Origin of the sequence: Hymenobacter sediminicola (assembly GCF_014250515.1) — a bacterium.
GTDB lineage: Bacteria > Bacteroidota > Bacteroidia > Cytophagales > Hymenobacteraceae > Hymenobacter > Hymenobacter sediminicola.
The window spans coordinates 2,994,765-3,019,435 of sequence record NZ_CP060202.1 but is presented as its reverse complement, the minus strand read 5'-3'; the positions used below and the strand labels follow the sequence as shown (position 1 = coordinate 3,019,435).

Annotated in this window: 26 protein-coding genes; 11 read left to right on the top strand and 15 right to left on the bottom strand. The window is 58.0% G+C overall.

The features are described 5' to 3' along the window. Positions 1–116: 116 nt before the first annotated feature. The 8 genes from H4317_RS12895 to H4317_RS12860 form a co-directional block, all read right to left on the bottom strand. Entirely contained in the window at positions 117–662 is a 546-nt protein-coding gene (locus tag H4317_RS12895; protein WP_185886998.1) for a sugar O-acetyltransferase, read from the bottom strand. 38 nt (positions 663–700) lie between these two features. Beyond that, positions 701–1,117 carry an inner membrane protein YiaA gene (gene yiaA, locus H4317_RS12890; protein ID WP_185886997.1) on the bottom strand — a complete coding sequence of 139 codons (417 nt, stop codon included), beginning with the start codon at positions 1,115–1,117 and terminating at the stop codon, positions 701–703. A 326-nt stretch (positions 1,118–1,443) separates the two neighbouring features. Beyond that, complete coding sequence (rluF, locus tag H4317_RS12885) at positions 1,444–2,580, bottom strand: 23S rRNA pseudouridine(2604) synthase RluF (RefSeq protein WP_185886996.1); 1,137 nt, start codon at positions 2,578–2,580, stop codon at positions 1,444–1,446. 116 nt (positions 2,581–2,696) lie between these two features. After that, positions 2,697–3,047, bottom strand: coding sequence for a hypothetical protein (locus H4317_RS12880; protein ID WP_185886995.1), 351 nt, complete (start codon positions 3,045–3,047; stop codon positions 2,697–2,699). A 43-nt stretch (positions 3,048–3,090) separates the two neighbouring features. After that, a complete protein-coding gene (locus H4317_RS12875; RefSeq protein ID WP_185886994.1) occupies positions 3,091–4,152 on the bottom strand; it encodes a proline iminopeptidase-family hydrolase in 1,062 nt (353 codons plus the stop codon). A gap of 104 nt (positions 4,153–4,256) precedes the next feature. Beyond that, entirely contained in the window at positions 4,257–4,991 is a 735-nt protein-coding gene (locus tag H4317_RS12870) for a YebC/PmpR family DNA-binding transcriptional regulator (RefSeq protein WP_185886993.1), read from the bottom strand. Positions 4,992–5,096: 105 nt separating this feature from the next. Beyond that, a complete protein-coding gene (locus H4317_RS12865; RefSeq protein WP_185886992.1) occupies positions 5,097–5,540 on the bottom strand; it encodes a hypothetical protein in 444 nt (147 codons plus the stop codon). A gap of 41 nt (positions 5,541–5,581) precedes the next feature. Further along, positions 5,582–6,001: a SpoIIAA family protein gene (locus H4317_RS12860; RefSeq protein WP_185886991.1), complete on the bottom strand. Its 420-nt coding sequence runs from the start codon at positions 5,999–6,001 to the stop codon at positions 5,582–5,584. 161 nt (positions 6,002–6,162) lie between these two features. Here H4317_RS12860 and H4317_RS12855 point away from each other — a divergent pair, with 161 nt between their 5' ends. Together H4317_RS12855 and H4317_RS12850 are read left to right on the top strand one after the other, a co-directional pair. Then, complete coding sequence (locus H4317_RS12855; protein ID WP_185886990.1) at positions 6,163–7,071, top strand: arginase family protein; 909 nt, start codon at positions 6,163–6,165, stop codon at positions 7,069–7,071. Between the two features lie 53 nt (positions 7,072–7,124). Beyond that, positions 7,125–7,970 (top strand): DUF4097 family beta strand repeat-containing protein, encoded by an 846-nt coding sequence (locus tag H4317_RS12850; RefSeq protein WP_185886989.1) that lies wholly within the window; start codon positions 7,125–7,127, stop codon positions 7,968–7,970. Positions 7,971–8,035: 65 nt separating this feature from the next. Here H4317_RS12850 and H4317_RS12845 read toward each other — a convergent pair whose 3' ends face one another. Both H4317_RS12845 and H4317_RS12840 read right to left on the bottom strand, forming a co-directional pair. Further along, positions 8,036–9,025 (bottom strand): MBL fold metallo-hydrolase, encoded by a 990-nt coding sequence (locus tag H4317_RS12845; RefSeq protein ID WP_185886988.1) that lies wholly within the window; start codon positions 9,023–9,025, stop codon positions 8,036–8,038. A 93-nt stretch (positions 9,026–9,118) separates the two neighbouring features. Further along, positions 9,119–10,486, bottom strand: coding sequence for a vanadium-dependent haloperoxidase (locus tag H4317_RS12840; RefSeq protein WP_185886987.1), 1,368 nt, complete (start codon positions 10,484–10,486; stop codon positions 9,119–9,121). Between the two features lie 281 nt (positions 10,487–10,767). Here H4317_RS12840 and hutU point away from each other — a divergent pair, with 281 nt between their 5' ends. From hutU to H4317_RS12815, 5 genes are all read left to right on the top strand, one after another. Beyond that, positions 10,768–12,543 carry a urocanate hydratase gene (hutU, locus tag H4317_RS12835; protein ID WP_260625658.1) on the top strand — a complete coding sequence of 592 codons (1,776 nt, stop codon included), beginning with the start codon at positions 10,768–10,770 and terminating at the stop codon, positions 12,541–12,543. Between the two features lie 56 nt (positions 12,544–12,599). After that, positions 12,600–13,580 (top strand): carboxypeptidase-like regulatory domain-containing protein, encoded by a 981-nt coding sequence (locus tag H4317_RS12830; protein WP_185886986.1) that lies wholly within the window; start codon positions 12,600–12,602, stop codon positions 13,578–13,580. Positions 13,581–13,597: 17 nt separating this feature from the next. Further along, complete coding sequence (locus H4317_RS12825) at positions 13,598–13,705, top strand: hypothetical protein (protein ID WP_221899159.1); 108 nt, start codon at positions 13,598–13,600, stop codon at positions 13,703–13,705. A gap of 584 nt (positions 13,706–14,289) precedes the next feature. Further along, complete coding sequence (locus H4317_RS12820; protein ID WP_185886985.1) at positions 14,290–15,018, top strand: NADPH-dependent F420 reductase; 729 nt, start codon at positions 14,290–14,292, stop codon at positions 15,016–15,018. Positions 15,019–15,717: 699 nt separating this feature from the next. After that, positions 15,718–16,911, top strand: coding sequence for an acetyltransferase domain-containing protein (locus H4317_RS12815; protein WP_185886984.1), 1,194 nt, complete (start codon positions 15,718–15,720; stop codon positions 16,909–16,911). 33 nt (positions 16,912–16,944) lie between these two features. Here the strand turns inward: H4317_RS12815 and H4317_RS12810 are convergent, their stop codons facing one another. After that, entirely contained in the window at positions 16,945–17,892 is a 948-nt protein-coding gene (locus tag H4317_RS12810; RefSeq protein WP_185886983.1) for an NmrA family NAD(P)-binding protein, read from the bottom strand. A gap of 83 nt (positions 17,893–17,975) precedes the next feature. Continuing rightward, positions 17,976–18,560, bottom strand: a complete 585-nt coding sequence (locus tag H4317_RS12805; RefSeq protein ID WP_185886982.1) for a hypothetical protein — start codon at positions 18,558–18,560, stop codon at positions 17,976–17,978. A gap of 519 nt (positions 18,561–19,079) precedes the next feature. On the opposite strand from H4317_RS12805, the gene H4317_RS12800 reads away from it, so the two are divergent. The 3 genes from H4317_RS12800 (at position 19,080) to H4317_RS12790 (ending at position 20,421) form a co-directional block, all read left to right on the top strand. Next, positions 19,080–19,271, top strand: a complete 192-nt coding sequence (locus H4317_RS12800) for a cold-shock protein (RefSeq protein ID WP_073287653.1) — start codon at positions 19,080–19,082, stop codon at positions 19,269–19,271. A gap of 231 nt (positions 19,272–19,502) precedes the next feature. Continuing rightward, on the top strand, positions 19,503–19,931 hold the full coding sequence (locus H4317_RS12795; protein ID WP_185886981.1) for a BLUF domain-containing protein: 429 nt from the start codon (positions 19,503–19,505) through the stop codon (positions 19,929–19,931). 55 nt (positions 19,932–19,986) lie between these two features. Then, the gene (locus H4317_RS12790) at positions 19,987–20,421 is read left to right on the top strand and encodes a hypothetical protein (protein ID WP_185886980.1); all 435 of its coding nucleotides are present in this window, start codon (positions 19,987–19,989) and stop codon (positions 20,419–20,421) included. A 64-nt stretch (positions 20,422–20,485) separates the two neighbouring features. On the opposite strand, the gene H4317_RS12785 is transcribed toward H4317_RS12790, so the two are convergent. Continuing rightward, positions 20,486–21,319 carry an ion transporter gene (locus H4317_RS12785; RefSeq protein ID WP_185886979.1) on the bottom strand — a complete coding sequence of 278 codons (834 nt, stop codon included), beginning with the start codon at positions 21,317–21,319 and terminating at the stop codon, positions 20,486–20,488. A gap of 54 nt (positions 21,320–21,373) precedes the next feature. Continuing rightward, a complete protein-coding gene (locus H4317_RS12780; protein ID WP_185886978.1) occupies positions 21,374–21,775 on the bottom strand; it encodes a hypothetical protein in 402 nt (133 codons plus the stop codon). A gap of 137 nt (positions 21,776–21,912) precedes the next feature. Between H4317_RS12780 and ctlX the strand changes: the two genes are divergently transcribed. After that, positions 21,913–22,842, top strand: coding sequence for a citrulline utilization hydrolase CtlX (gene ctlX, locus H4317_RS12775; protein WP_260625657.1), 930 nt, complete (start codon positions 21,913–21,915; stop codon positions 22,840–22,842). An 89-nt stretch (positions 22,843–22,931) separates the two neighbouring features. On the opposite strand, the gene H4317_RS12770 is transcribed toward ctlX, so the two are convergent. Next, entirely contained in the window at positions 22,932–24,443 is a 1,512-nt protein-coding gene (locus tag H4317_RS12770) for a malate:quinone oxidoreductase (RefSeq protein ID WP_185886976.1), read from the bottom strand. Between the last annotated feature and the right edge of the window lie 228 nt (positions 24,444–24,671).

Sequence of the window (24,671 nt, the reverse complement as noted above, 5' to 3'; positions counted from 1 at the left end):
GTCTGCGCAAAACAGCGCGGCCCACTGGTGCCGAAGCTCCACAGCGGGCCGCAAGATACAGGAGAAGCTGATTTGCACGGATGAAGAACCGGGCTTGGCCGGTCTTGTTTGCCACTTTATACCGGCCGCAGCACCCGGCACGGATTGCCCACGGCCACCACACCCGCCGGAATGTCGCGCGTGACGACGCTGCCCGCCCCAATGGTAGTGCCCGCGCCAATGGTCACGCCCGGCATTACCAGCACGCCCGCGCCCAGCCACACATTATCCCCGATGGTGATGGGCCGTGCAAACTCCCAGCACGCAATGCGCGGTTCTACTTCCACCGGGTGCCCGGCCGTGCTCAGCACCACATTCGGCGCCATAAACACGTTGTCGCCGATGGTGACAATGGCGCAGTCTAGAATGGTGAGGTTGTAGTTGGCGTACACATTACGGCCCAGCCGGATGTTGTAACCATAGTCGCAGCGCAGTGGGGCTTCCAGGTGGGCGTCGGTTTCGTAGCCCAGCAACTCGGCTAGTACCTGCCGGTTCAGGTGCACGGGCTGCTGATTGTAGCGGTGGCAGAGTTCCTTGGCGCGCAGCCGTTCGGCTACCAGTTCCGGGTCGTTGGCGAGGTACAACTCGCCGGCTAGCATCTGTTGTTTTGGTGTGATGGGCATAGATAGCAGAAAGCACCGGCTTGATGGGAGCCAGCAGGCTATGAAATGGGTACTTCCGGTGTGTTGTTGGCTACGCCGCGTGTATCACGGGTGTTTTTCTGCACCGCAATAGCCCCGAACAGGGCCAGCATAAACGACATGGCATAGAAGCCTTTTTCGCTCAGCAGGAGCGTCGCGTTCCACAAGCCAACGGTCAGCAACCCTATTGCGAGGATGGTAGAAAACCAACTGAGGCCATAATAGATGCTCGTGACGGGAATGCCTTCCAGCTGGTCGCGGACTGATTTCTGGAGCGAAATGGCCGAAAAAAGTCCGTACATGAGCACCGTAAAGTAGTAGCCTTTCTCATTGAGCAACATCTGGGCATTCCACAGGCCAATGATAAAGGCAGACATACCGGCCAGCAGCGCCAGCCACGAGGCCGCAACGAAGGCGTTAGAGGGCTTGGAGTTCATACAGCAACAGGTAGTTTGGGGTGAGAGAAAAACGCCGGGACTTCCCCGGTCGACAGGCCAAACATAGCAGGCAATGAAGGATAAATCGTACGCAAACTTCTGCGACAATCAGACTTTTGATACTGGGTTAAAAGCCTCCGTTTTTACTTGTTAATGTAAAAGTGGAATGTGGTATATGAGATAGTATAAGCGCTTTTCGCAGTGTATGTGTCATTAAAACTAGGCTTCATAGAATCAGAGTAATCTGACTTTTAATCCGGGTGATTTTACGGCTATACAGAGTGCAAAACGAAACGAGCCGCTTCATGTGAAGCGGCTCGTGGTGGTTAGGAGCGTTTGCCAGGCCGGGCACTGCCACGGGTGCCGCGGGTGCTGGTTTTGCCTTTTGGGGAGGCACTGGCGCCGCGAGTGCCGGAGCGGACGGGCTTTCCTGGTCCGGGTTTGCCAGCCGATTTGCCGGGGCGGGTACCCGCTATGCCTGTTGGGCGGCCAGAGCCAGCCGTGCGGCCGGCCGTTGCCAAGCCCTTGGGTGTAGCCGGCTTGCGGCCGCTGGCGCTGGGCTTGTCGACCCAGGCGCCAGTGGGTTTGGCTTTGGCTTTGCGCGGCCCGTCGCCGGCCGTTTCGCCAGAAGCTGGGCGCACAATGTCGGGGCGGCTGGTGGCGGGGCGGGCCGTTTTGTGCGAAGGACGGTCGGCCCACTGCGTGGCAGTAGAAACGGTTTTGCGGCGACGGGGCACGGAGCCGTCGTCGGTACCGCTGGAGTGCTCTATCATCTCAAACAGCACCTTCAGCTCCTTCTCTGTCAGCTCGCGCCACTCGCCGGGGCCAAGACCCTTCACGTTGATGTTCATCACACGGATGCGCTCCAACTGCACCACTTCGTAGCCGAAATGCTCGCACATGCGCCGAATCTGGCGGTTCATGCCCTGAATGAGCGTGATACGGAAGATGTAGGGAGTTTCCTTCGTGACTTTGCAACGCTGGGTCATCACGCCCAGAATGGGCACGCCGCCCGACATGGCTTCGATGAACTGGTCGTTGATGGGCTTATCGACCATCACGACATATTCCTTCTCGTGCTGATTGCCAGCGCGCAGAATCTTGTTGACGATGTCTCCGTTGCTAGTCAGCAGAATCAGGCCCTGCGACTCCTTATCGAGGCGGCCAATCGGGAAGATGCGCACCGAGTGCTTGATGGACCGGATAATGTTGTCCTTGACGCTGGTATCAGTAGTTGTGACGACGCCCGGCGGCTTGTTGTAAGCAATATACACGGCATCTTCCTCGGCCCGCGGCTCAATAACGATACCGTTTACCACTACTCGGTCTTTGATGGTTACCTGGTCGCCGATGCTGGCGCGCTTGCCATTGACCAGCACGTTGCCCTGCTCGATGTGGCGGTCGGCTTCGCGCCGGGAGCACACGCCGCTTTCACTAATGTATTTATTGAGACGGGTAGCCATGAAGGTAGTGCTTGGGGCTTGGAGCCTGGAGCTCAGGCAAGCGGGTAAAAAAACGGGCTGCCGACCCTTTGCAGGGGCGGCAGCCCACAAAGATACGGTATAGCGCGGCGGCAGCCTTACGCAGGCAGCTGGGTTTCGCCGAAAAGCGCCTGTAAGGCAGATTCCAACTCGGTGGGCAGTACTGTTGGCACCATGGTGCGCAAGGCAAGCATCGGCCCACCGGCAGCCGGCTGGTAAGTGCCCGTGGTAGCGTTGAACTGCAGCCGGCCCTGCACAAATTCGCGCTGCTGCTCGTCGCCGTCCGCTTTCATCGATACGAAGGTGAGGTGGCTGAGCTGCTGGCTGGCGCGGTCGAAATACAGCCAGAAATACACGTCGCCGGGGTTGTTGCTCTGCACATCGAGCCGCTTGATTTCAAAGATGCTGGCCGTGTCGGCGTCAAGCAGAAAAAGAAGACGGTAGGTCATCGGGTTTAAGAGCGTGTTTGGAAGTGTTGCCGGGGTAGCTGCGCTATAGCGCAGCCTTTTTCTCGCCCTTGTCTACGCTGTTGAGCCAGCTGATCAGGCCGCGCATGTAGGTAGGTTGGTCGTCATACATGCTCATGTGGCTGCCTTGGGGGCAAATGAGGGCGGTGCCGTGTTGCACGTTGGCAGCTACCATGCGCATGTGTTCGGGGTCCATGGTATCGTGCTTGCCGCCAATGCTGAGCACTGGCACCGCGAGTTTCGGCAGATCGGGCACACGGTTCCAGTTCAGCAGCTTGCCGGACGCTCCAAATTCGCTCGGCCCCTGCATGGTCACGTAGAGTGACTGGTTGGTTTTGCCCAGGGACCGGGTCATTGGCTCAGGAGGCTGGGGCAAGCGGCAGAGGTGCTCCGCATAGAAATTCGGTTCGAGCAACTGCATATAGCGCGGGTTGGCAAAGTCCTTGCGCGCTTCAATCTGGCGGATTTCAGCCAGCACTTCGGGCTTCAATTGCGGAGCCAGCACCTCGTCGGCGTATTTGTTGTAGGCCGGAATGCTCATCATCATATTCGAAATAACGAGACCCTTCAGGTGCTGCTGGTATTTGAGGGCGTACTCAGCCGCCAGAATGCCGCCCCAGCTATGGCCCAACAGGTAGAAGTTGCTGCTGTCGAGGTGTAGGGCCTGGCGCACCTGCTCTACTTCCTCCACGTAGCGCGGCAGGCTCCACATGGCCGTGTCTTTGGGGTTGTCGGAGTTGCCGCAGCCGAGCTGGTCGTAGTAAATAAACTCGATGCCTTCCTGCGGCAGGAAGCTTTCCATGCACTCAAAATACTCGTGCGTAGCGCCGGGGCCGCCATTGAGCAGCAAAATCTTGATGCGCGGGTTGTTGCCGAACCGCTTGGTCCAGACGTTGAACTTGCCCTTGGGTGTGGTAATAGAAATTACCTGCACACCGCCTGTCTGTGGCTGCGTGGTGTCGGGGGCCGGGAAGTAACTGGTGAGGCTTGGCGTTGCCGGCTTTTCTGAGGCAGGAGAGGAGCAGGCGGCAATCAGGAAGCTAATGAGTAGCAGGCCGCCTGCCGATAAAATACGGGTGTAGGGCATAGGGTGAAGACTGCAACGAGTTGGTAGACAAGCAAAACGGGCCACCCCAACCGGAGTGGCCCGCAACTTACAGGAAAGCGTTACAAAACCTACGCTAGAGAGCTTTACCCCAGCGTGTGGTACACGGCCTGTACGTCGTCGTCGTCCTCGAATTTCTCGATGAGGTTCATCACCTCTTCCAGCTGCTCGCCTTCGAGGTGCACGGTGGTGTTAGGCACGCGCTGCAACTGTGCCGAAACGACGTTGAGGTGTTTTTCTTCCAGTGCCTTCTGCATCTGGCCGAAGTCGGTGAAGGCAGTTTCTACCACGATGTAGTCTTTCACAGCGCCGTGCTCGTCTTCCTCCTGGTCGGCGTACACATCCTCGGCACCGGCATCAATCAACTCCAGCTCCAGTTCGTCGAGGTCGAGGCCTTCGGCTGCCAGCTTGAACACACCTTTGCGGGTGAACGTGTAGTCACTGGAGCCGGCGGTACCCAGGGCGCCGTTGCCCCGGTTGAAATACATGCGCACGTTGGCTACGGTGCGGGTCGGGTTGTCGGTGGCAGTTTCAATCACGACGGCCACGCCGTGGGGCGCGTAGCCTTCATACACTACTTCGGCGTAGTCTTTTTCCTCCTTGCTGCTGGCGCGCTTGATGGCGGCTTCCACCCGGTCTTTGGGCATGTTTACGCCCTTGGCGTTCTGCATGGCGGTGCGCAGGCGGGAGTTGGTATCAGGATTGGGACCCGATTCTTTCACCGCCATTACAATCTCCCGGCCGATACGGGTAAAGTCCTTGGACATCCGGTCCCAGCGCTTCATTTTGCGGCCTTTGCGGAATTCAAACGCGCGTCCCATCTATAAAGTAGGTAAGTAGGTGAGTTGGTAAAGAGGAAAAGCGGGCCTGCGCCCGGAATGGGCTGCAAGTTAGCAGAAAGCCCGGCCGGGCGCAACGCTGGTCCGCTATTCTGCCCGCAGCGTGTAGATGCTCAGGTTGCCGGCGGGGAAGCCCTGCATGGTAAGCGTGAGCAGACCATTGGCCAGCCTAAACGTGCCCTCATCGGTGCGGGGCTGGCCTTTTTTGTCGGTGTAGCTGAGCGTAATCCGGTCGGCGGTGAAAGCAAAGCGGCCGCTCTGGTCGAAGTGCATGGTGCCGCCATTGCCAGCCAGCGTCAGGGCTTTCTGGAAGGTGCCATCGGGGCGCAGTGTGAGGGTGCCGCCCACTCCCTTGGCTGCCATCGGTGTCGGGCTGGTGGCCTTATCCAGGATGGAATACGTGAGGTAGGTATAGGTGCTGAAGAAGGAGGGTGCCAGCTTGGGCACCGGGGCAGTTTTGCGTTGGGCCAGGGCGGCCGGGGTGCTACACAACAGGCCAGCCAGCAGCAGCAGTAGAAAACGATGAATCATGCCGGAAGATAGCGCACTGCCTGCTTAGATCAGGGTAGTGCTTACTGGATAGTGGCTAGCCAGGCTTTTGCAGCCTCTTTCTTATCGAACTCGAACGTGGTAGCCAGTGGATGGTGCATATGCTGGAGAGTAGAGGCTACGCAGCTGCGCGTAGGCCAATCCATGGCATTCACCCAGGCTATTGCCCGCACACCCGCCTCGTGCAGTTGCACCATAAATTCCTGGCCTATCCATTCGGCCGCTTGGTACCACTCGCCGAAGGCTTCGCTACTGTCGTTGAAGATACGTGTGCTACCAGTCTGCCGTACTAGTGCCAAGAGCTGTGCGCAGCCACTGCGTACCGATGCGTCGTCCTGGTGGCCATGCCACTGAGCGTGCAGCCAATCGTTCCGGTAGTCGTAGCGGATAGTGAGCGAAACCGTGTCGAACAGAATCCGTGGGCTGTGTAGGGAAGGTGCCATGAGCGAGGGGGAAGGCGCACATCAAGCCAAACCGACAATGTTTTCTACAGTACGTTTCAGCCGGAAGCGAAGTTGGATTGTGCAAAAGGCGTTATCTACTATCCTGCTGCTGATCTGCTTGGCTGTATGCGTCCTGTGCGGTTGTGTGCTACATTTGGCCCATGCCAACATTTCTGCGTGAACTTATTCGGCCTGCTGCCGAGTTGCCCGACGCCGACGTCTGTCTTGTGGGCCTGCCCCTGGATTTCGGGACGGTGCTGGAAGGCGGGCGACCCGGCGCTGCCGGTGCCCCGGCCGCCATGCGGCGGGAGCTACGCCGCTACCACAAAACCTACAATCTGGAGCACAATGTCCGCCTTGACGGTCTCCGGATTGCCGATGCCGGCGACTTGGATCTAAGCCACCCCGACCACGCTACCAACCATGCGCATATCCGGGAGCGGCTGGCCGAACTGCTGCGCCGCTATCCGCGCGTGGTGGTGCTGGGCGGCTCCCATGATGGCAGCTACAGCACCGTACGGGGGCTGTTCGATGCGGCCGGGAGCCAGCCGGTGGGCGGTGTCAACCTGGATGCTCACGCTGATGTGAAGGATAAGCCGGGCCTGATCAGTAGCGGTACCCCATTCGGCAAGCTGCTACGCGAGGGGTTTCTGGACGGTTCACGCTTCACCGAAATAGGGCTGCATTCCAATCTGAACACGTTCGAGGATATCGAGTTCCTGCACCAGCAGCAGGCCCACATTGTGCCGCTGGCCCATGTGCAGGCCGAAGGCATGCCCCTCTATATGAGCCGGGCTCTTTCACGGGCCGCTACTAGCCAGACCTTTGTGAGCTTCGATGTGGATGGCTGCGCCGAGGCGTTTGCACCCGCTGTGTCGGCCCCCAGCGCCGACGGTTTCACGCCGCGCCAGGCCACCGAAGCCGCTTTCCTGGCCGGGCAGAAGTCGGAAGTACGGCTGTTTGAGGTAGTTGAGTTCAATCCTGTATTCGACCGGGATAACCAGACGGCGCGGCTGGCAGCTACCATCCTTGCTGCCTACCTCACGGGCGTGGCTGCCAGCTTGCAGTAGTACCTGCTACGTTGCGGTTTTCATTCACTAGTATCCTTTGCCGCTTCCTTGTAATGAAATACTTGTTTCTACTGCTGTTCATGGGGGGCGCTGCCACCTGCGCCGCCCAGGCACCCGTTTTTCAGATTCGGTGTGAAACCAGTACGGGTAATCAGCTGCAGAAAACCTACTGCGAAACGCGCGACCTGACCCTGCCTGTCCCGGCGGCCGGCACCCCGCTGACCGTTGATGCGCGCTTGAATGGCGGTATTGTGGTGCGGGGCTGGAGTGGCACCACGGTGCGGGTGCGAGCCCGCGTGCAGGGGGAGTCTGGCACGCTGGAAGCAGCCCGGGCGCTGGCTGCATCTGTGCAAATCAGCGGCACTGGCAACACGCTGCGTGCGTCCCGCGCCAATGGCTCGTTGGAAGATTGGGGCGTGAGCTACGAGGTGTTTGTGCCCACGCAAACCAGCTTGGTGCTGACGGCTACCAATGGCAGCATCCGGCTCGAAAATGTGCAGGGTACCATCAATTTTGAAACCACCAACGGCAGTGTAGACTTGGTGGGTGTGGGGGGCGACGTGCGCGGCAAAACGACCAACGGCAGCCTGAACATTGCCTTCACCGGAGCTGCCTGGGCTGGTCCCGGACTCGATGTAAAAACCACTAACGGTGGTGTAACGTGCCAGCTGCCTGCTTCCTATACCGGGATACTGGTGGCCCGTACCAGTCACGGCCGCGTCACGGCTAGCTTGGTGCCTGTGGTGCGCAAGCTGCTGCAGGCGCATAGCCTCACGGCTACGTTTGGGAAGGGCGGCCCGCAGCTGCGCGTATCTACCGTGAACGGCAGCATTGCGGTAAAGCAGGAGGGAGCGGGGCAGAAGAACGCGCCGGAACCAGAGCCGAAACAGGAAGAATAAAAAACCGCGCTCCACTGAAGTGATTCAGCGGAGCGCGGCAGTATACAGTTGCAACAACGCAGTTTCTACTCCGGAGCCTTACCGGTCCGGGGCACACGAGGCCCGTCCGCCTGCTTTTTAGGGTAGTCATTCTGCTGATGCGTTTTCTGCTTCTTTACAAAGAATGCCGCGGCAGCAATGGCCGCCAGCGCCACGCCAGTAATAGCGAGTTTGGTGCGGAGTGGGTCGGCAGGAGCAGGCGGAACCGACACAACGCCGTTGGCATCAAGACGAGCAGGCTCCTGCACGTAGCGGCCTTTAGTTGGCATCGGGAAATGGTCGGCTAGCTCCTGCAGCCCGGCAGTAGCATCCAGGCCCGTAATGACGGGGCCATGGCCGCAGCCAATAGCCTCGGGCCGAAGTGCCGCCAGCTTCTGCACCGACTCGCGCACCTGCTGCCAGTCGTAGTTGAAAGGCGCGCCGGCCACACTGATTTTCGGGAGTTGCAGTAGCAGTGCCGGCACCGACTCGTGGTTGGCCGTGGCAAACGCATCAGCGCCCAACAGCGTGCGGTCTGACTCGCGGAATAGTGCTAGTTGGCCTGGCGCGTGACCTGGCACGTGCAGCCAGCGCCAGCCAGGCAGAAACGGAACTTCCTCCGACTCGGTGGGGAAAGCCTGCACATAGTCGCTGAGCTGGAACGACTGCGGCGGGAAGAACCGGGCCACGAAAGCCAGTGTACCACCGTCTTCCACGGTAGGGTCGGCGGCCGGATACACGGCGCGGGCCGTTAGGAAAGGCATTTCCAGCGGGTGGGCTAATACCGGTACCTTCCAGTGCTCCGCCAGCGCCTGCACCGAGCCGGAATGGTCCATGTGGCCATGGGTCAGGATAATAGCCTCAGGGTGGGTGCCGGGATAAAACAACTTATCAGCCGCTGCAATAATGTCTTTTTCAGAACCGGGCAAGCCAGTATCCACCAGTACCCACTCGCCGGGCGTGCCGGTTTCCACAAAATACAGGTTAACGAAACGCTGAATCTGAAGCTGGGTCACGCCAGCAGCTACTTTTTTCATAACGGAGGACAGTAGGTTTGGGCGTTGCATACGCAGAATCACCCTTCAGGGCTGCACTGGTTCGGTAAATACCAGCATTCTTCGCCGTCCAGCTTAGCGCCAGTTCAGGGCATTCACGTTCTGCCCTATTTTGCGGCCTTCACGCAGCCCGATTTCGTTATCCTGGCGGGAGTGAATGCCGCCTAGGAAGCGGGAGAGGGCCGATTCTTCCGCCGTTTCCCAAAACGAATGATAGGTGCGGGCCCGGAAATCGGTGGCGCGGGGTATGTCGCGCCCCCGGCCCACATGGGAGTCGTCGGTGAAGGTAATGTTGCCATACAGCTGCTCCAGCACAATAGCTGTAGCGGCCGACTGCGTGGCGTGGCCCGATGGAAAACCCGGAAACGGTGGCGCTGGCCAGAACGGCACCCAGGTAGGATCGATAAAGCGGCGGACGAAGGTGTAGGGCCGTTCGTTGTTGTAGATGTACTTACACTTCCAGCACAGAATGAAGGCGTCGGCCACGGCAATACCGGTGCGGGCAAACGTTTCGGTGGCTTTGCCCAGGTCGGCGTGGGTGGTGTTGACCAGGATACGGGCTAGGTTGTAGGAGTGGCCGGGAGGCGTGAAGGTCTCGCTGGGGTCATCGGCCCACCAGACGGCAATTTCCTTCTCTTCCTGCGTCAGGCTGCGGTTTTTGGCATACACCTCCAGATACTGGGCGTAGTACTGCGAAGTAGGGGCACTGGAATAGGAAATAGGCACGGGCATGGGCATGTTCCGGTCTGTGGCTAGGAACGTGCGGTTCGAGCCCCAGTACGGCTGCATCGGGATGGTCCGGCCATTTTCAGTAGGCTGCCAGTCACCTAGTGCGCTGGCAGGAATGAAGCTAGCGGGGAAGTTGCGGTTGTAGCCCTCGTGCCCGCCGTCTGTTCTCGACCACGTGAAAATAGCCTGCGCCACACTGCGTCCGTATTGACTCGACCGGTCGGCTACCGCCTCATCGGAGCCGGCGTGCTGGCGGGCCAGCGCCGTTTCCAGCGAATCGATACGGGCCATGCTGGCGGCAGTAGTATTAGCAAACAGCGCTTTCAGGATGCTGGCCTGCGCGGCATTGGCGCTTAGTTGCCAGTTATAAACCTGCCCTGCCTCCGGCTGGGGCAAGCTGCTCAGGTCCTGCAGCTGGCCAGCCATAGAGCGCCGCCCCGGTATGCCCGCTACCACCGACTCGTACATGGTGAGGCCAGCGTAGCCCAGCGCCCGCGCCGTTACCGGTGGTGTGAAACCGGGGCTGGTGCGCACCAATTGTAGCGTGAGCTTGGCCCATTTGTCCGCCACTTCGGCAGTGTAGCTAGTTGCCGGCACCGATTCGGGCGCTGCCGTTTCCTTGTCTGATTGGCAGTTCTGTAGCAGCAGCGCAAGCACTACCAAGCCCGACCACGCCAGGCGCCGTGCCGTCGAAAGAAGTAGAAGTTTGTCCATAAGAAAGGAGTAGTAGCTAAGGGGTAGATGCCTGAAGAAGACGGAGCATATATCGGCAAAAATATAAACTATATAATAAAAAATAGTAAAAAAATATTGAATTGGCTTGTTGCTATTTAGCAAAGCAGAGCGAAGTTGTTCGATGACTAGTACCTAAGCTCAACGTTTATCTAGGCAGGAATTGTCGGTTCTTAAGCGCCTCCTTTTCCATTGTCGCTCCACCAAACTGTGTGCCGTCAAGCGGCGAAAACGCTATATTCGCCGTTCCACCTATCATCCAAATGGCCTTCCTCATGCCGCCCTCCGCCCTCGACACGCCCGAACTCAACCTCGAAGCTACCAGCCAGTCATCTGCCGCCGACAAGCCCACCACGCGGCCCATGTACTATGAGTACAAGCCGGAGGAAACGGTACGTGCCCAGCACGGCACCACGCTGCGCTGCAAAACCTGGGAAGCCGAGGCGGCCCTGCGCATGCTGGAAAATAACCTCGACCCCGCGGTGAGCCTCGTGTACGACGAGCTGATTGTGTATGGGGGCGCCGGCCGCGCCGCACGCAACTGGAAAGAGTACCAGACCATCGTCAAAACCCTCAAAAACCTGGAAGCCGACGAAACCATGCTGGTGCAGTCGGGTAAGGCGGTGGGCGTGCTGCGCACCTGGGCCCACGCCCCGCGCGTGCTCATTGCCAACTCCAACATTGTGCCGGCCTGGAGCACCCAAGAGTATTTTGATGAGCTGGATAAGCTGGGCCTGATGATGTACGGGCAAATGACGGCCGGCTCCTGGATTTACATTGCCACCCAGGGCATCCTGCAGGGCACCTACGAAACCTTCGCGGCGGTAGGAGACAAGCATTTCAACGGTACGTTGGCTGGCACCGTCACTGTGACGGCCGGCCTCGGCGGTATGTCGGGCGCGCAGCCGCTGGCCGTGACCATGAACGACGGCGTGTGCCTAGTGATTGAGCCCATTGATGAGCGGGTGAAACAGAAAGTGCGCGAAGGCTACCTCGACGAGCAGGCCCGCGACCTAAGCCACGCTCTGGAACTGTGCGAGCAGTACAAAGCCGCCCGCAAGGGCTGGTCCATCGGCCTCACCGGCAACGCCGCCACCGTACTGCCCCAGCTATTGGAGCAGGGTTACAAAGTAGACATCGTGACGGACCAGACCTCCGCCCACGACCTGATGGACTACATTCCAGAGGGCGACATTGATGCCGTATTGCAGCTGCGCAAGGACAACCCCGAGGAGTTCAAGCGCCAGGCCCTGGCTTCCATCATGAAGCACTGCCAGGCCATCATCGACATGCAGGCCGCCGGCTCCGTGGCCCTCGACTACGGCAACAACCTGCGCGGGCAGGCCGAAAAAGGCGGCCTGCAGGTGCGCGACGAAAACGGGCAATTCCTGTACCCCGGCTTCGTGCCCGGCTACATCCGCCCGCTGTTCTGCGAGGGCAAAGGCCCCTTCCGCTGGGCGGCCCTCAGCGGCGACCCGCAGGACATCCTGCGCATCGACCGCGCCCTGCTCGAAACCTTCCCTGACAACAAGATGCTGGCCCGCTGGATCGAGAAGGCCCAGGCCAAGGTGCCCTTCATCGGCCTGCCCGCCCGCGTGTGCTGGCTGGGCTACGGCGAGCGGGAAAAGTTCGGCCTGGTCATCAATGACCTAGTGGCCCGCGGCGAAGTATCGGCCCCCATCGTCATCGGCCGGGACCACCTCGACTGCGGCTCTGTGGCCTCGCCCAACCGCGAAACCGAGGGCATGAAGGACGGCTCCGACGCCGTAGCCGATTGGCCCCTGCTCAACGCCCTGGCCAACACCGCCTCCGGTGCCGACTGGGTGAGCCTGCACAACGGCGGCGGCGTGGGCATCGGCAACAGCACGCACTCCGGCATGGTCATCGTAGCGACAGGAACCCCCGAAAAAGCCGAGCGCCTGCGCCGCGTGCTCACCACCGACCCCGGCATGGGCGTCTTCCGCCACGCTGATGCGGGCTACGAGCTGGCCCAGCAAGTTGCTGAGGAGCGCGGCGTGAAGATTCCGGGACGGGAGTAGAAGGGTTACTTCATCGACTAAAAGCGCATTGAGGTATATCTCAATGCGCTTTTTCTATGCGGTTATTACAAACAGCTCTGCTTATTTTCTTCATCGGCCTTCTATCTGGGTGCGAGTTCCGCCGGGAAAGTATCCGGGATGTAGCAGTAGAAATTCGGGTGGTAGATGCTGCTACCGGCAAGCCAATTCAGGGTGCCGAAGTACTGATTGTGGGCATTTACGATGGACCGCACAGGGGCACCGCCGATGGTGACTCCCTGATTCAGGCCGTGACGCCGGCTACCGGGCTGGTAAAGGCTTCCCTGCTACAAGCCCGTGTTGTGGGAGTAGCAGCGCAGGCCCCCGGCTATCTGCCGGCGCGACAGAAGGTTGAAGTTAACCAGCCGGTTCTGGCAGTTACCATTCCGCTCCGCCGAGCAAAGCCGAATACCACGCTCAGTAAGCATTTGTATTACCATCTGGGTCTAATCAATGACGAAGAGCTAGGTCACATTTATGTAGATGATTCCTTACGGGCGGATATTGGCAGTCCTGTGGAAATAGTAATGGATTACCGCTACCAGGAAAGAGACGTTAAGATTCCCGACAGCTACGGAATAAACCTATCCACTGCGCGTACTAGCCGGGACACCACGGTATGCGACGTATGGCTGGAGCCGGGCCCGAACAACTCGCAGCCCACCGTATTCATTGCGGGTGGAAAAGGAGGAATAATTCCTATCATCAATCTGCACTACTCTCCCTCAGTAGTATTCGATTTCGATGAGGCTCCCGCCACCGGCTACCAAAAGCGGTATGTATTAACGGGTAAGGAAAACGGCTTTTTTATCAAAACCCGGGATGGGAACCATTACGGTAAGTTTTTTCTAAGTGGCACTTGGAGCAATTTTCAAGCAGGAGCCTACGAAAAAGATGAACCATACAATGTATACCGGTGGCAAGGAAGCTGTCTGTTTCAATCGGATGGCAGCCGGAATCTGAGGGTTGAGCCCATGAGAGTTAATCTGCTCTACTTCTTGCGGAAGGATATTCCTTAACGGCCATCTTTGAAGGGTTGCTAATCCCCGAAAAAGTCGAGCGCCTGCGCCGCGTGCTCACCACCGACTCCGGTATGGGCGTCTTCCGCCACGCCGACGCCGGCTATGAGCTGGCCAGCAGGTAGCCGAGAAGCTCGGCGTGAAGATTCCGGGCACTAAACAATCAGTGTAATAAGTTTGGACGTATGGGCTTTGTGTTTAATGCCTTCTCAGTTTTTACTTTCGGCGTAATGGCCGAAATTCTAGTCTCCGCCTACATAAGTGCTAAGCGCCACTGTGACAGGATGCAGAAACTTGGTGTGTGTGTGCAAGGTGTGGTGGTGCGCAATAAGATAAAATGGAGGTGGGTAACGACTGTGCGCCCTATTATCCGATTTATAACTCAGGACGGAAAGACAATTGAAGCCGAATCTGTGCATGGGGTAGAATTTGCTATACCTACCCAAAAGAAGCTACTGTAACGGTGATATACAATCAAGAAAACCCATACGAATTCGACATTACAGACGCTAGCCGTAGATATATCTGATGATTGTATTACTAACGGCTCCGTGATTTAGCTGATGGCAACTTAATGACAACGCCGCCCGAGGAAGCTCCGGCGGCGTTGCTCGTTCTGACGCCTCCAGAAAAAGCAAAATGCCCGCCTCCGCTGTTTACCTCCCTGCACCGGCACATCACCGGCGCACGAACCATAACTACACAACCTATGAACATCGGAATCATCGGCGCCGGCCACATCGGCAGCGCCCTCGCCGTGCGGCTTACGGACCTCGGCCACTCGGTATACATTGCAAACTCCCGCGGGCCGGAAACCCTCAAATACGTGGAGCAGAAAACGGGCGCCCAGGCCGTGACGGCCGAGGAAGCCGCCCAGCACGGCACCGACCTCGTGGTGGTGACCATCCCGCTCAAGAACATTCCCGACCTGCCCAAGGATCTGCTGGCCAGCGTGCCCCGCGAAACGCCCATCATCGACACCAGTAACTACTACCCCATGTTGCGCGACGGCCGGATTGAGGAGCTGGAAACCGGCAGCCTCACCGAGAGTGAGTGGGTGCAGCAGCACCTGGGCCGCCCGGTGGTGAAGGTGTTCAACAACATCTACGCCCACCACATCGTGGAGAAGGGCCAGCCCGCCGGCACGCCCGGCCGCATCAGCCTGCCCGTAGCCTCCGACGATGCCGCCGCCAAGCAGAAAGTAATGCAGATGGTGGATGAGCTGGGCTTCGACGCCGTAGACGCCGGCACCCTGCATCAGTCGTGGCGGCAGCAGCCTGGCACGCCATCCTACGGCGCCGATATGCCGGCCGATAAGCTGCGCGAGAACCTAGCCAGCCTCGGCACCGAGCGCACCGAAGAGCAGCATAAGGAGTTTTTGGCCAACCACGCCAAAACCGAGCAGGCCATGGCCGACCAAGGCATCAAGCTGAAGTAACCGCCTGGCGGAAATAACTAAGCCTGTCATGCTGAGCTTACCGAAGTATCTCTACCAAACGACTCAACGAAGCTGTAGAGATGCTTCGGCAGGCTCAGCATGACGGGCTCTTGTTAGCCCATTACTACCGCGCCAGCGGCAAACCGATACTGCGCCGCCCTGGGAAACTGGGGCGGCACTTTCGTTTTAGTCGGCTGCTCCAAAGCGTCAGCCTCGCACAGCCTCGGCAGAAACCGTAGCGCACCAGTCACGGCCTGTTACGAGACTATCTAACGCCATAACGCGGGCGTCCAACCCTGTTGCGCGGGTGTCAGCGCCTATTGTGTACCTGACACTGCTCATTGCGCGAGTGATATTACCGATTGTGTATCTGGCAGAGGCCATTGCGCGCCGGACAGAAGCCGTTGCGCACTTGACATTGCCTGTTCCGTGGGTGACATTGCTCAAACGTAATGGCTTCTACGGCTTATTTCTGCCATATCCTAAGCTCAACCCAGGTCAACTTGACCTGCAAACCGGCGATTCTAAAGGTATCAGCTTAGGGCGGCCGCTGCGGAATACTCAAGCTCGGGCTGCAGCTCGGCGCAAACGCGCTGAATCCGCACGTTTTCTGGGGCAATGTCGTGCAGAGTGGCAGCGCAATCTTACGCGGCGAATACGCTACTTTGGGTTGCTTCTTCCACTCAATCTGCTTGTGCTATGCAGTCTGCCTTAGCTTCAGCCGCCGTGCCCGCGCCGGGCAGGGCTTCTATTGCCCGCGTTCAGGCCGTTGATGTAGTGCGCGGCCTGGTGATGGTCATTATGGCCCTCGACCACGTGCGCGAGCTGTGGAGCCCCACATCCATCCGCCCCGAGGACATGGCCCACACGACCGGGCTCTTATTCTTCACTCGCTGGATTACGCATTTCTGCGCGCCTACTTTCGTGTTTCTCTCAGGCGTCAGCATTTGGCTCTATCAGCAGAAACAGGGCAGCCGGCGCCGTACCAGCCGCTTTCTGCTTACGCGAGGCCTGTGGCTGGTAGTGCTGGAGGTGCTGGTTATCAGTTACCTTCTGCAGTGGAACTACAACATGCTGCTGATTCAGGTAATCTGGGTGATTGGCTGGAGCATGGTGCTGCTGGCCGGACTGCTGTGGCTGCCTCGCACGGTGCTGGCGGTCCTGGCACTCCTCATCATAGCCGGCCACGATGCGCTGCCGTTCATTCAGCCCGTTACGCCCGAAAACGTCGGCTGGGCTCTGCTGCACAACAATCCGTTTTTGCTGCCGCTGCCACCGCTACCACCGTTTCTGGTGGCCTATTCGCTGGGCCCGTGGCTGGGAGTGATGCTGGCCGGCTATGTGGTTGGGCCATGGTTTGCGCTGCCGCTACCCCAGCGGACCCAGCTGCTGCGCCGGGTAGGAGGGAGCCTGCTGGTGCTATTTGGGGCACTGCGAGCTACCAACTGGTACGGCGACCTAGCCCCGTGGAGCGTACAGCCCCGCGGGGAACTGTATACGGTGTTGTCGTTTCTGAACGTGAGCAAATACCCGCCTTCTTTGCTGTTTGTGTGCCTCACCTTGGGAGTAGCGCTGCTGGTATTGAGCAGCGCCGAGCAGCTCACCAGCCGCCTGAGCCGCTGGCTGCGCACGTTCGGGCAGGTGCCGTTCTTCTACTATCTACTGCATCTGCTGCTTATCAGCACATCAGCCTGGGTCTGGACCCGGCTGGCTTTCGGGCAGGCCCACAACCTGGGCTTTAGTGCGCCGCCTACCTGGCCCTTAGCCTACCACCCCAGTCTGTGGCGCACCTATGCCGTGTGGGTAGGGCTGGTATTGGTGCTGTACTGGCCCTGCCGCTGGTACCAGAAGTATAGGCAGCAACACAACTACTGGTGGCTCTCATACCTATAAGTCACCCTCCAGTACCCATCAGCACCAGCCCGACTATTTCTCCGCCAGCAGTTCCCGTATCTGGGTGTAGCGGATATCGGGGTAGCGAGCCGTATCCAGCGGATGCAGCTTGGCCTGGCCGCTGAGCATGTTGTGCATGTATTGCATACCCTGCCACGGCGGAAATACGTCGTTCGGGGCGGGCATGAGTGTGCGGGTTACTTTAATCATGGTGGCGAGTACGCCCACACTTCCCACTCGCAACAGCTTGAAGGGTTGGCCCAGCGCCTGGCTGGCTGCCGCTTGCACTCCCCGGATGCTGGCTACTTGGCCAGCTACACGCAGGTAACGAGGCGTGGTATCATCAAGGGCAGCGGCGGCAGTAAAATCGGCCGTATCTACCATCGTGGTGAAGTCCAGGGGCTGGTCGGCGTCGCCCCAGTATACGATGCGGCCGATACCTGGCTGTACCAGCGGCGCTTGGCCTTTCAGCAAGTCCATGAACATGCCGTTGAGAATAGACGTGGCCCGGATTGGTGCCGTATCAAGCCGGCGCTGAAACTCCCGGCGCAGGTCGAAGTTGCGGTTGGAGCCTTCTGGCAGCGTGGTGAAATCGGCGGAGAAGTCTGACGGAATAAAGCGCGGTACTCCGGCTGCTACCGCTGCTTCCAATAGCCGCGTTTGCGTATCCACAATAATATCGCGCAGCCCCGATAAGGCTGAGATGATACAGGTAGCGCCCTGGCAGGCTTTCGTAAGGTCCGCAACGCTGCTATAGTCTACGGCTACCACCTCCACGCCCTGCTTCCGCAACGATTCAGCCTCCGCTTTGTGGCTGGATTCAGGCCTAACCAGCGCCCGCACTGATACGCCGCGGCGGCGCAGATGATGAGCAATCAGCAGCCCCAGCGCCCCGGTTGCGCCTGCCAGCACAATTGGCGCGAGGATGGAAGAACCCTTGGGGAGTGTTTCGGAGCTATGTTCAGCGGTGGGTGAAGCCATTCGGGAGTGGTGTAGTTAAGAAGGGTAGGAGTGATGCTGGATGAGTCGAATTGCCGGATTGCTATGTCCGCTTGGTTCAGAAACTACTTGGCCGCCAGCTCGAAAATCTCGCCATCGGTCAGCTCGTACCGGATAAGGCCATCCTGCTTGTCCCAATAGAAGGCCTGTAGCCGCGCATTGGAGTAGCTGGTGCAGTTCTGGTCCCTGCGAAAAGCATAAGCCGCCGGATATGTTTTGCCGGTAGTAGACAGCGTACAGGCTTGCTGCTGCCATTTGGCAGTAGGCACGCCTGCCTGGGAGGCAGTACCGCATTGCAGCCCAGCCATGTCAAAGGTCATGTAGCCAGGCTTTTCCGGATTGTGCTTGCGGATATTTACCGTAAAAGACGGATTTGAGTCGTTGTATTTCTCGGATGGAGTCAGGCCCAGTTGCGTGAAAATGGGCTGATATTTTCCTGACTCCAGTTGGTTGCAGTCCGTATTCTGATGCCATTCCTTGAGCGGCTGCACTCCCGCCGTAACGGTGTGGCCTCGGTTGCTTCGGAAGGTGACCGTACTGGCTTTCTGATAAACAGTAAACCACGCCCGCTCATCCGGGGTGAGCAAGACCTCTTCGCAGGAGCCACAGCCAGCCAGTAGCGGCGGGAGAAATAGCAGGAGCTTTTTCATAGGAAACGTCTGTTGCAGGCACCAAAACTTCACAACGGTAGATGCATACGTAGCGAATCAAGACAAGGCCGACCAAGGTGTTTGCTAGCACTTTTGAAGTCTAATCGATTGTTTTCTACTCTATAGTCGTTTGTGCCGTTGTGCATTCCGGAGTTGGTGGCCGTGAAATAGGCTAGCAGGTAGAGTCTGCGTCAGTATTGAGGCGTGGAAGAAAAGCTAAGTAGGAACTGCCTATACATAAGTTAGACCCAGCCAGCCTGACGCTGAGCAGGAGCATAAAAGCTACTAAGGGTATGTTTGCACACAAACTGAACCTAATGGGTAGCGTGTCCGTTAGGTCCACGTAAATCACATCTTATATCCGAAAGTTGCTCTATATGTGCGGCAAACGGAAAATAAGCCGTACGTTTACATCATTAAAGGCAAGTTGCCTCGTGTCACTACCATTGATTCACGTATTTTGAATAATAGTAGAGTTTCGCTGCCAGTTGCTTCGTTTTCACTTTTTTCCTAGCAATCATGCAGACAGGAACCGTAAAATTCTTCAATGAGACCAAAGGCTTTGGTTTCATCAACAACAGTGCTACCGGTCAGGACGTTTTCGTTCACGTAACGGGCCTCATCGACGAAATCCGCGACAACGACAAGGTTGAGTTCGAAGTAGAAGAAGGCCGTAAGGGCCTGAGCGCCGTTAAAGTACGTCGCGCTTAATTCTCCTTCCCACTCGGAAGAATCTAAGAAGCATGCCAACCGGTATGCTTCTTTTTTTGTGCCTGTTGCAGGCTTGTTCGCTGATTTATCAACCCGAAGTAGGTGTGGGAAGCCCAGTATTGTTAAGCTTGTGCGGCTGCCAACAAAGCGCTACCTTAAAGTAACGTGGTTCGTTTATGCCGGTCAACCGGGTATAAACAGTCGTTTACCATTGGGCGTAGCTCTCAGGACATGCACCATATCGTCTATCAAAGTTATGCAGTAGGCCACCCGACCAATGCCGAACTCAAGCATCTGCTACAGCAGTCGCGGAGCAATAATAGCCGCTTGAGTATTACGGGGTTGCTACTATATGGCAACGGGAGCTTCCTGCAGGTGCTGGAAGGAACTGAAGATGCTGTGCGGGAAATTTACGGCAGAATAGTGATAGACCAGCGCCATACGCGGGTGCTGAAGCTCTCCGATGGACCTATTGAAGCGCGGGTTTTCTCCAACTGGTCCATGGGATTTCAGGTGCTTTCCGGCGACGATTTTGCGCGCCTGACTGGCTACATTGATCCGTACCGGTCCAACTTTCTGGATGCGCACCTGCCGGAAATAGAGGAAAGCATGCTGCTGCTGCTCAAATCATTTGTGGTGAATGATGATGCCCGGCTGTGAAGTATTGCTACTGACAGGAGGCATACTTTCTGCTGCGTAGCCCGTATCAGCGGCTATGGGCCTAAACCTCCTCTGGATTTTGCCGCTGGCTTTGGGCGGTTTTGTGCTTTTCTGGTGCCTGGTTGTGAAGCTGATAGCCCTCATGGGCTGGCAGCGGCTCGCCAACTACTTTCGGGCGGCTGTACCACTGCCCGGCAGCATGTTTACGCTGGCGCAGGCTAGTGTTGGGGGCATGAGCTACCGGAACGCGCTGGAAGCGGCCGTAATGGAGCAAGGGCTAGCACTGCAGACAGGGTTCCTGTTCAAAATAGGGCACCCTCCGCTACTGATTCCGTGGTCAGCAATTGGGCCTTTCAAAGCCAAAACCTTTCTCTGGACTACGGTTTATAGCACCACCGTACAAACGCCTGCCGGCAGTGTGGAGCTACGCTTTGTCAGCCCGTACCTGATAGAAGCTGCTCGTCGTTGGGTTGAAGTAGAAGCGGCATAGCCTATTGCGTAGGACGCAGGACAGCTCAGGGCATACCAATTGGGGCTAAAAGTGCCGCATTGAGCTAAAGTTTCTCGCCGCAGTGCCAGCAAAATTCCGCTTCGGGCCGGTGGTCAGTAGCCTGGCATACATGGCATATCACCTGCTTATAGGTGGGTACCGCTGTAGCACGCGGGCCAGCCATCTGAGCCGAAACGATGCCGGTAGGAACCGCAATAATGGCGTAGCCAAGAATCATGAGGATGGAGGCTAGCGTCTGGCCCAGCACCGTGACGGGCGAAATGTCGCCGTACCCGACGGTCGTGACCGTCACCACAGCCCAATAGATGCTCTTGGGAATACTTGTGAAGCCATTGCGGCCGCCTTCCACCACATACAGCAGTGTGCCAACCACCGTCACGAGAGTGAGGACCGCTGTGAGAAAAACCAGAATTTTGAAGCGGCTGGCTTTCAGCGCTGTTACGATGAACTCGCCTTCGCCTACAAACCGCCCCAGCTTGAAGATACGGAACACCCGCAGCAACCGCAGCGTGCGAATAACGAGCAGGTAGCGGCTGCCCGCCAGCATTAAGGTAGCCAGCGTCGGCACGATGGCCATGAAATCGATGATGCCCAGCAGGCTGAAGGCGTACGTCAGTGGCCGCCGCACCACGACCAGGCGGGCAATGTATTCGAGCAGGAAAAGGCCCGTAAAAAACCACTCTACGGCCCGTAGCAAGGCCCCATATTGCTGGTTGATGCGCTGCACGCTTTCCAGCATTACGGCCACCACACTGAGCACAATGGCTACCAGTACCGCAATATCGAAGACGCGGCCAGCTGGCGTATCCGACTCAAAAATGACGCTGTACGCACGGCGGCGCCAGGTAGAGTCTGTGTCGCGGGGGCGAATATCCATGGGAAAGAAGCGGGGCTTGCTGTCTGCTAAGGTACTGCGCTGCCCGGTAGTACATCAGTTGGCCGATAGCCACTCTTGCGCCGCCAGTTCATCCACAAACAGCTTTACTCGGAAGGGTAGGTCGTCGTAGTGTACCGGTAGCGGCACTTGGTCCTGGTTTTCGAGCTCTGTGAGCAGCATCGGCGAAACCAGATAGGCCAGGTAAGTGACTTTCCCAGGCTGGTCGCCGGGCTGCGGGAAGAAGGTAGTGAGTAGCTCCGGCTGGAAGGTAGTATCGCGGCGCAAGTCAATCAGCCAATGCTGGCAACCATGGCTGTTGGCGGCGTCCAGCATGAGGGCGTAGGCTTCCTGTGCTTCAGTAGGAGCCAGCGGCCGCAGAATACGGTTGATGATGAAGCACATATCATCACGGTAGCTCAGGTCCAGGAAATCCCGGGCGGGTAAAGCATGGTACATACAAGGGAGTAGAGGCGAAGTAGGCTGTACGCTTGAGCTAGGGCTTGGTTGGCATGGCTTTTCGTTAAGATTGATCTACAGCGAGTTTCTTTGCGCCTATACTCCAGTTACCGCCCATGCAATCTGCGCGCACCGTAATGCTTGTCCGTCCCGCTCGGTTCTGCTTCAACCCGGAAACGGCCGTGTCCAACCACTTTCAGCAAGCCATAGCCGGCCTCGATGAAAGCGCCATCCAGGCCCAGGCTTTCGCCGAGTTTGATGCCATGGTAAGCACCCTTCGCGGAAAAGGCATGCGCGTGCTGGTGGTAGACGATACGCCGGAGCCTGCCAAACCGGATGCTGTATTCCCGAACAACTGGGGCACTTTCCACCCCGATGGGCGCGTGCTGCTGTATCCGATGTGTGCCCCAAACCGCCGCCCAGAGCGCCGCCCAGATATTCTGGAAATGCTGGGCCGTGCGTTTACCATTACGCAGGTGCACGACCTGTCAGGCGCGGAGCAGCAGGGCCGGTATCTGGAAGGCACGGGCAGTATCATTTTTGACCATGTGCACCGCGTTGCCTACGCCTGCCTCTCTGCCCGCACCGACGCTGACTTATTTGGGAGTGTGTGCGCACAACTGGGCTACCGACCGGTAGCATTTCGGGCGCAGGATGCGCAGGGCCATGCCATCTACCACACCAACGTGATGCTGTGTGTTGGGGCACATTTTGCAGTGATATGCCTAGAAAGTATCACCGACCCGATGGAGCGTGCTGCCGTAACGGATTCATTGGAGCAAACCGGCCACGAACTAGTGGATATTTCTCTGGCGCAGGTAGCACGGTTTGCCGGCAATATGCTGACGCTGCAACCGGCCTCGGGGCCCGAGCTGCTGGCTATGTCGCAGAGCGCCTACGATGCCCTGACTATTTCGCAACGCCAGACGCTGAGCCGCTACGCCGACCTGGTGCCGCTGGCCATTCCTACCATTGAAACCATCGGGGGTGGCAGCGCCCGGTGTATGCTGGCCGAGGTGTTCTTACCGGAGAAACAGGTAAGTGACCAAAAGACACGGCATCCTTGATGACCTATTGGGCTAGGCAATACACACTAAGGGCCCGCCTCCATCTGTGGAAGCTGGCCCTTAGTGTGTACAACGTCTGGTAGGTGGGTTTATCTTACTTCCTCCACTAGGCCCAATATAGCGCTGGTGCGGGCTCGTACTTCAGCTACCAGTTCGGGCTTGGTTGCCAAGGACTGGCCGAAGGAAGGAATCATCTCGTGAAACTTGGCCTGCCACGTTGGTGAGGCCGACTGTTGGGGGAAGCATTTCTGGATAAGGCTCAGCATAATGCTCACGGCCGTGGAGGCGCCGGGCGAGGCGCCTAATAAGGCCGCAATAGAGCCATCGGAAGCCGTTACCATTTCTGTCCCGAACTCCAGTACGCCCCCCTGCTTTTCATCTTTCTTGATAACCTGCACGCGCTGTCCGGCCACGGCCAGTTCCCAGTCCTGGGGTTGCGCCTCGGGCATATACTCTCGCAGAGCTGCCACCCGGTCCTGCGGCGACTGGCGTACTTGCTGGATGAGGTATTTGGTGAGGGGCAGGTTCTTGAGGCCTGCCATAATCATCGGGCGCAGGTTGTTGAGCTGAATCGAAGCCGGCAAGTCGAGGTAGGAACCGGTCTTGAGAAACTTGGTGCTGAAGCCAGCGTACGGCCCGAAAAGCAACTCCTTCCGGCCATCAATCATGCGTGTATCCAGGTGCGGCACCGACATAGGGGGCGAGCCAACGGCGGCTTTGCCGTACACTTTAGCTTCGTGGCGTGCTATTACGTCCGGATTGGTGCATTTCAGCCACTGGCCGCTTACCGGAAACCCGCCGAAACCATCGGCCTCCGGAATGCCGGATTTCTCCAGCAGCGGCAATGAGCCACCTCCGGCCCCGATGAACACGAACCGGGCGCGTACTTTCAACTCCTCGCCGGTTTTGCGGTTTTGGGCCTTCACACCCCATGTGCCATCGAATTTGTGGCGCAGCTTTTCTACCTCATGATTGAAATAGAATGTGACACCGGGCTTCTCCTGCAGCAAGTTGAACATGCCGCGCGTGAGTGAGCCAAAATTCACATCGGTACCCAAATCCATGCGAGTGGCCGCCACGGGCTGCTGTGGGTCGCGGCCGTCCATTACCAGCGGCATCCAGTCGTGCAGCCGGGCGCGGTCTTCCGTGTATTCCATGCCCTCAAACAAGGCCGACTGGATAAGAGCAGCGTGGCGCTTGCGCAGGTAGTCCACATTGTCATTGCCCCACACGAAGCTCATGTGCGGAATGTGGTTGATGAAGCGCTGAATCTCCTTCACGTTGTACTGCTCGGTGAGGTAGGCCCAGAACTGCTTACTCTCCTCGAACTGCTCGGCTATTTTGAGCGCCTTGCTTATGTCGATAGTGCCATCAGGCTTTTCGGGCGTGTAGTTCAGCTCGCAGAATGCCGAATGGCCGGTGCCCGCGTTGTTCCAGGCATCGGAGCTTTCGGCGGCGGCTACATCCAGCCGCTCAAAAATGGTGATGGTGAGAGTGGGGTCCAACTCTTTGAGCATCAGCCCCAGAGTTGCACTCATGATTCCGGCTCCTATCAGCACCACGTCGGTGGTGAGTGGAGCAGCGCTGTCGGTCGTGCTCATGGATGGTTCAGAAAAGACTTTGGGAGTACGCTGAAAAGCTGAAAAAGTCGCTGCTGCTTTGAAATAATTCGGCAACTGATAGCCATCTGACAGGTGCAACGCTTTGTTACAGCGCAGCTTCAGCAATGTAGCGGTGCCTCTGCTTCGAGACGAAATTTGCTGGTACTCACGGTACTATTGCCAGTGCTCAAAGCCAAGTGCCAAAGAGCAGGCAAAGGTGGGAAAACG

Coding starts and splice junctions, on each gene's coding strand:
- hutU (WP_260625658.1), top strand. CDS start 10,768: ATGGCCTTCCTCATGCCGCCCTCCGCCCTCGACACGCCCGAACTCAAC.
- H4317_RS12865 (WP_185886992.1), bottom strand. CDS start 5,540: ATGATTCATCGTTTTCTACTGCTGCTGCTGGCTGGCCTGTTGTGTAGC.
- H4317_RS12870 (WP_185886993.1), bottom strand. CDS start 4,991: ATGGGACGCGCGTTTGAATTCCGCAAAGGCCGCAAAATGAAGCGCTGG.
- H4317_RS12855 (WP_185886990.1), top strand. CDS start 6,163: ATGCCAACATTTCTGCGTGAACTTATTCGGCCTGCTGCCGAGTTGCCC.
- H4317_RS12840 (WP_185886987.1), bottom strand. CDS start 10,486: ATGGACAAACTTCTACTTCTTTCGACGGCACGGCGCCTGGCGTGGTCG.
- H4317_RS12770 (WP_185886976.1), bottom strand. CDS start 24,443: ATGAGCACGACCGACAGCGCTGCTCCACTCACCACCGACGTGGTGCTG.
- H4317_RS12790 (WP_185886980.1), top strand. CDS start 19,987: ATGGGCCTAAACCTCCTCTGGATTTTGCCGCTGGCTTTGGGCGGTTTT.
- H4317_RS12800 (WP_073287653.1), top strand. CDS start 19,080: ATGCAGACAGGAACCGTAAAATTCTTCAATGAGACCAAAGGCTTTGGT.
- H4317_RS12780 (WP_185886978.1), bottom strand. CDS start 21,775: ATGTACCATGCTTTACCCGCCCGGGATTTCCTGGACCTGAGCTACCGT.
- H4317_RS12810 (WP_185886983.1), bottom strand. CDS start 17,892: ATGGCTTCACCCACCGCTGAACATAGCTCCGAAACACTCCCCAAGGGT.
- H4317_RS12875 (WP_185886994.1), bottom strand. CDS start 4,152: ATGCCCTACACCCGTATTTTATCGGCAGGCGGCCTGCTACTCATTAGC.
- H4317_RS12895 (WP_185886998.1), bottom strand. CDS start 662: ATGCCCATCACACCAAAACAACAGATGCTAGCCGGCGAGTTGTACCTC.
- H4317_RS12880 (WP_185886995.1), bottom strand. CDS start 3,047: ATGACCTACCGTCTTCTTTTTCTGCTTGACGCCGACACGGCCAGCATC.
- H4317_RS12845 (WP_185886988.1), bottom strand. CDS start 9,025: ATGAAAAAAGTAGCTGCTGGCGTGACCCAGCTTCAGATTCAGCGTTTC.
- rluF (WP_185886996.1), bottom strand. CDS start 2,580: ATGGCTACCCGTCTCAATAAATACATTAGTGAAAGCGGCGTGTGCTCC.
- H4317_RS12805 (WP_185886982.1), bottom strand. CDS start 18,560: ATGAAAAAGCTCCTGCTATTTCTCCCGCCGCTACTGGCTGGCTGTGGC.
- H4317_RS12785 (WP_185886979.1), bottom strand. CDS start 21,319: ATGGATATTCGCCCCCGCGACACAGACTCTACCTGGCGCCGCCGTGCG.
- H4317_RS12860 (WP_185886991.1), bottom strand. CDS start 6,001: ATGGCACCTTCCCTACACAGCCCACGGATTCTGTTCGACACGGTTTCG.
- ctlX (WP_260625657.1), top strand. CDS start 21,913: ATGCTTGTCCGTCCCGCTCGGTTCTGCTTCAACCCGGAAACGGCCGTG.
- H4317_RS12815 (WP_185886984.1), top strand. CDS start 15,718: ATGCAGTCTGCCTTAGCTTCAGCCGCCGTGCCCGCGCCGGGCAGGGCT.
- H4317_RS12820 (WP_185886985.1), top strand. CDS start 14,290: ATGAACATCGGAATCATCGGCGCCGGCCACATCGGCAGCGCCCTCGCC.
- yiaA (WP_185886997.1), bottom strand. CDS start 1,117: ATGAACTCCAAGCCCTCTAACGCCTTCGTTGCGGCCTCGTGGCTGGCG.
- H4317_RS12830 (WP_185886986.1), top strand. CDS start 12,600: ATGCGGTTATTACAAACAGCTCTGCTTATTTTCTTCATCGGCCTTCTA.
- H4317_RS12850 (WP_185886989.1), top strand. CDS start 7,125: ATGAAATACTTGTTTCTACTGCTGTTCATGGGGGGCGCTGCCACCTGC.
- H4317_RS12795 (WP_185886981.1), top strand. CDS start 19,503: ATGCACCATATCGTCTATCAAAGTTATGCAGTAGGCCACCCGACCAAT.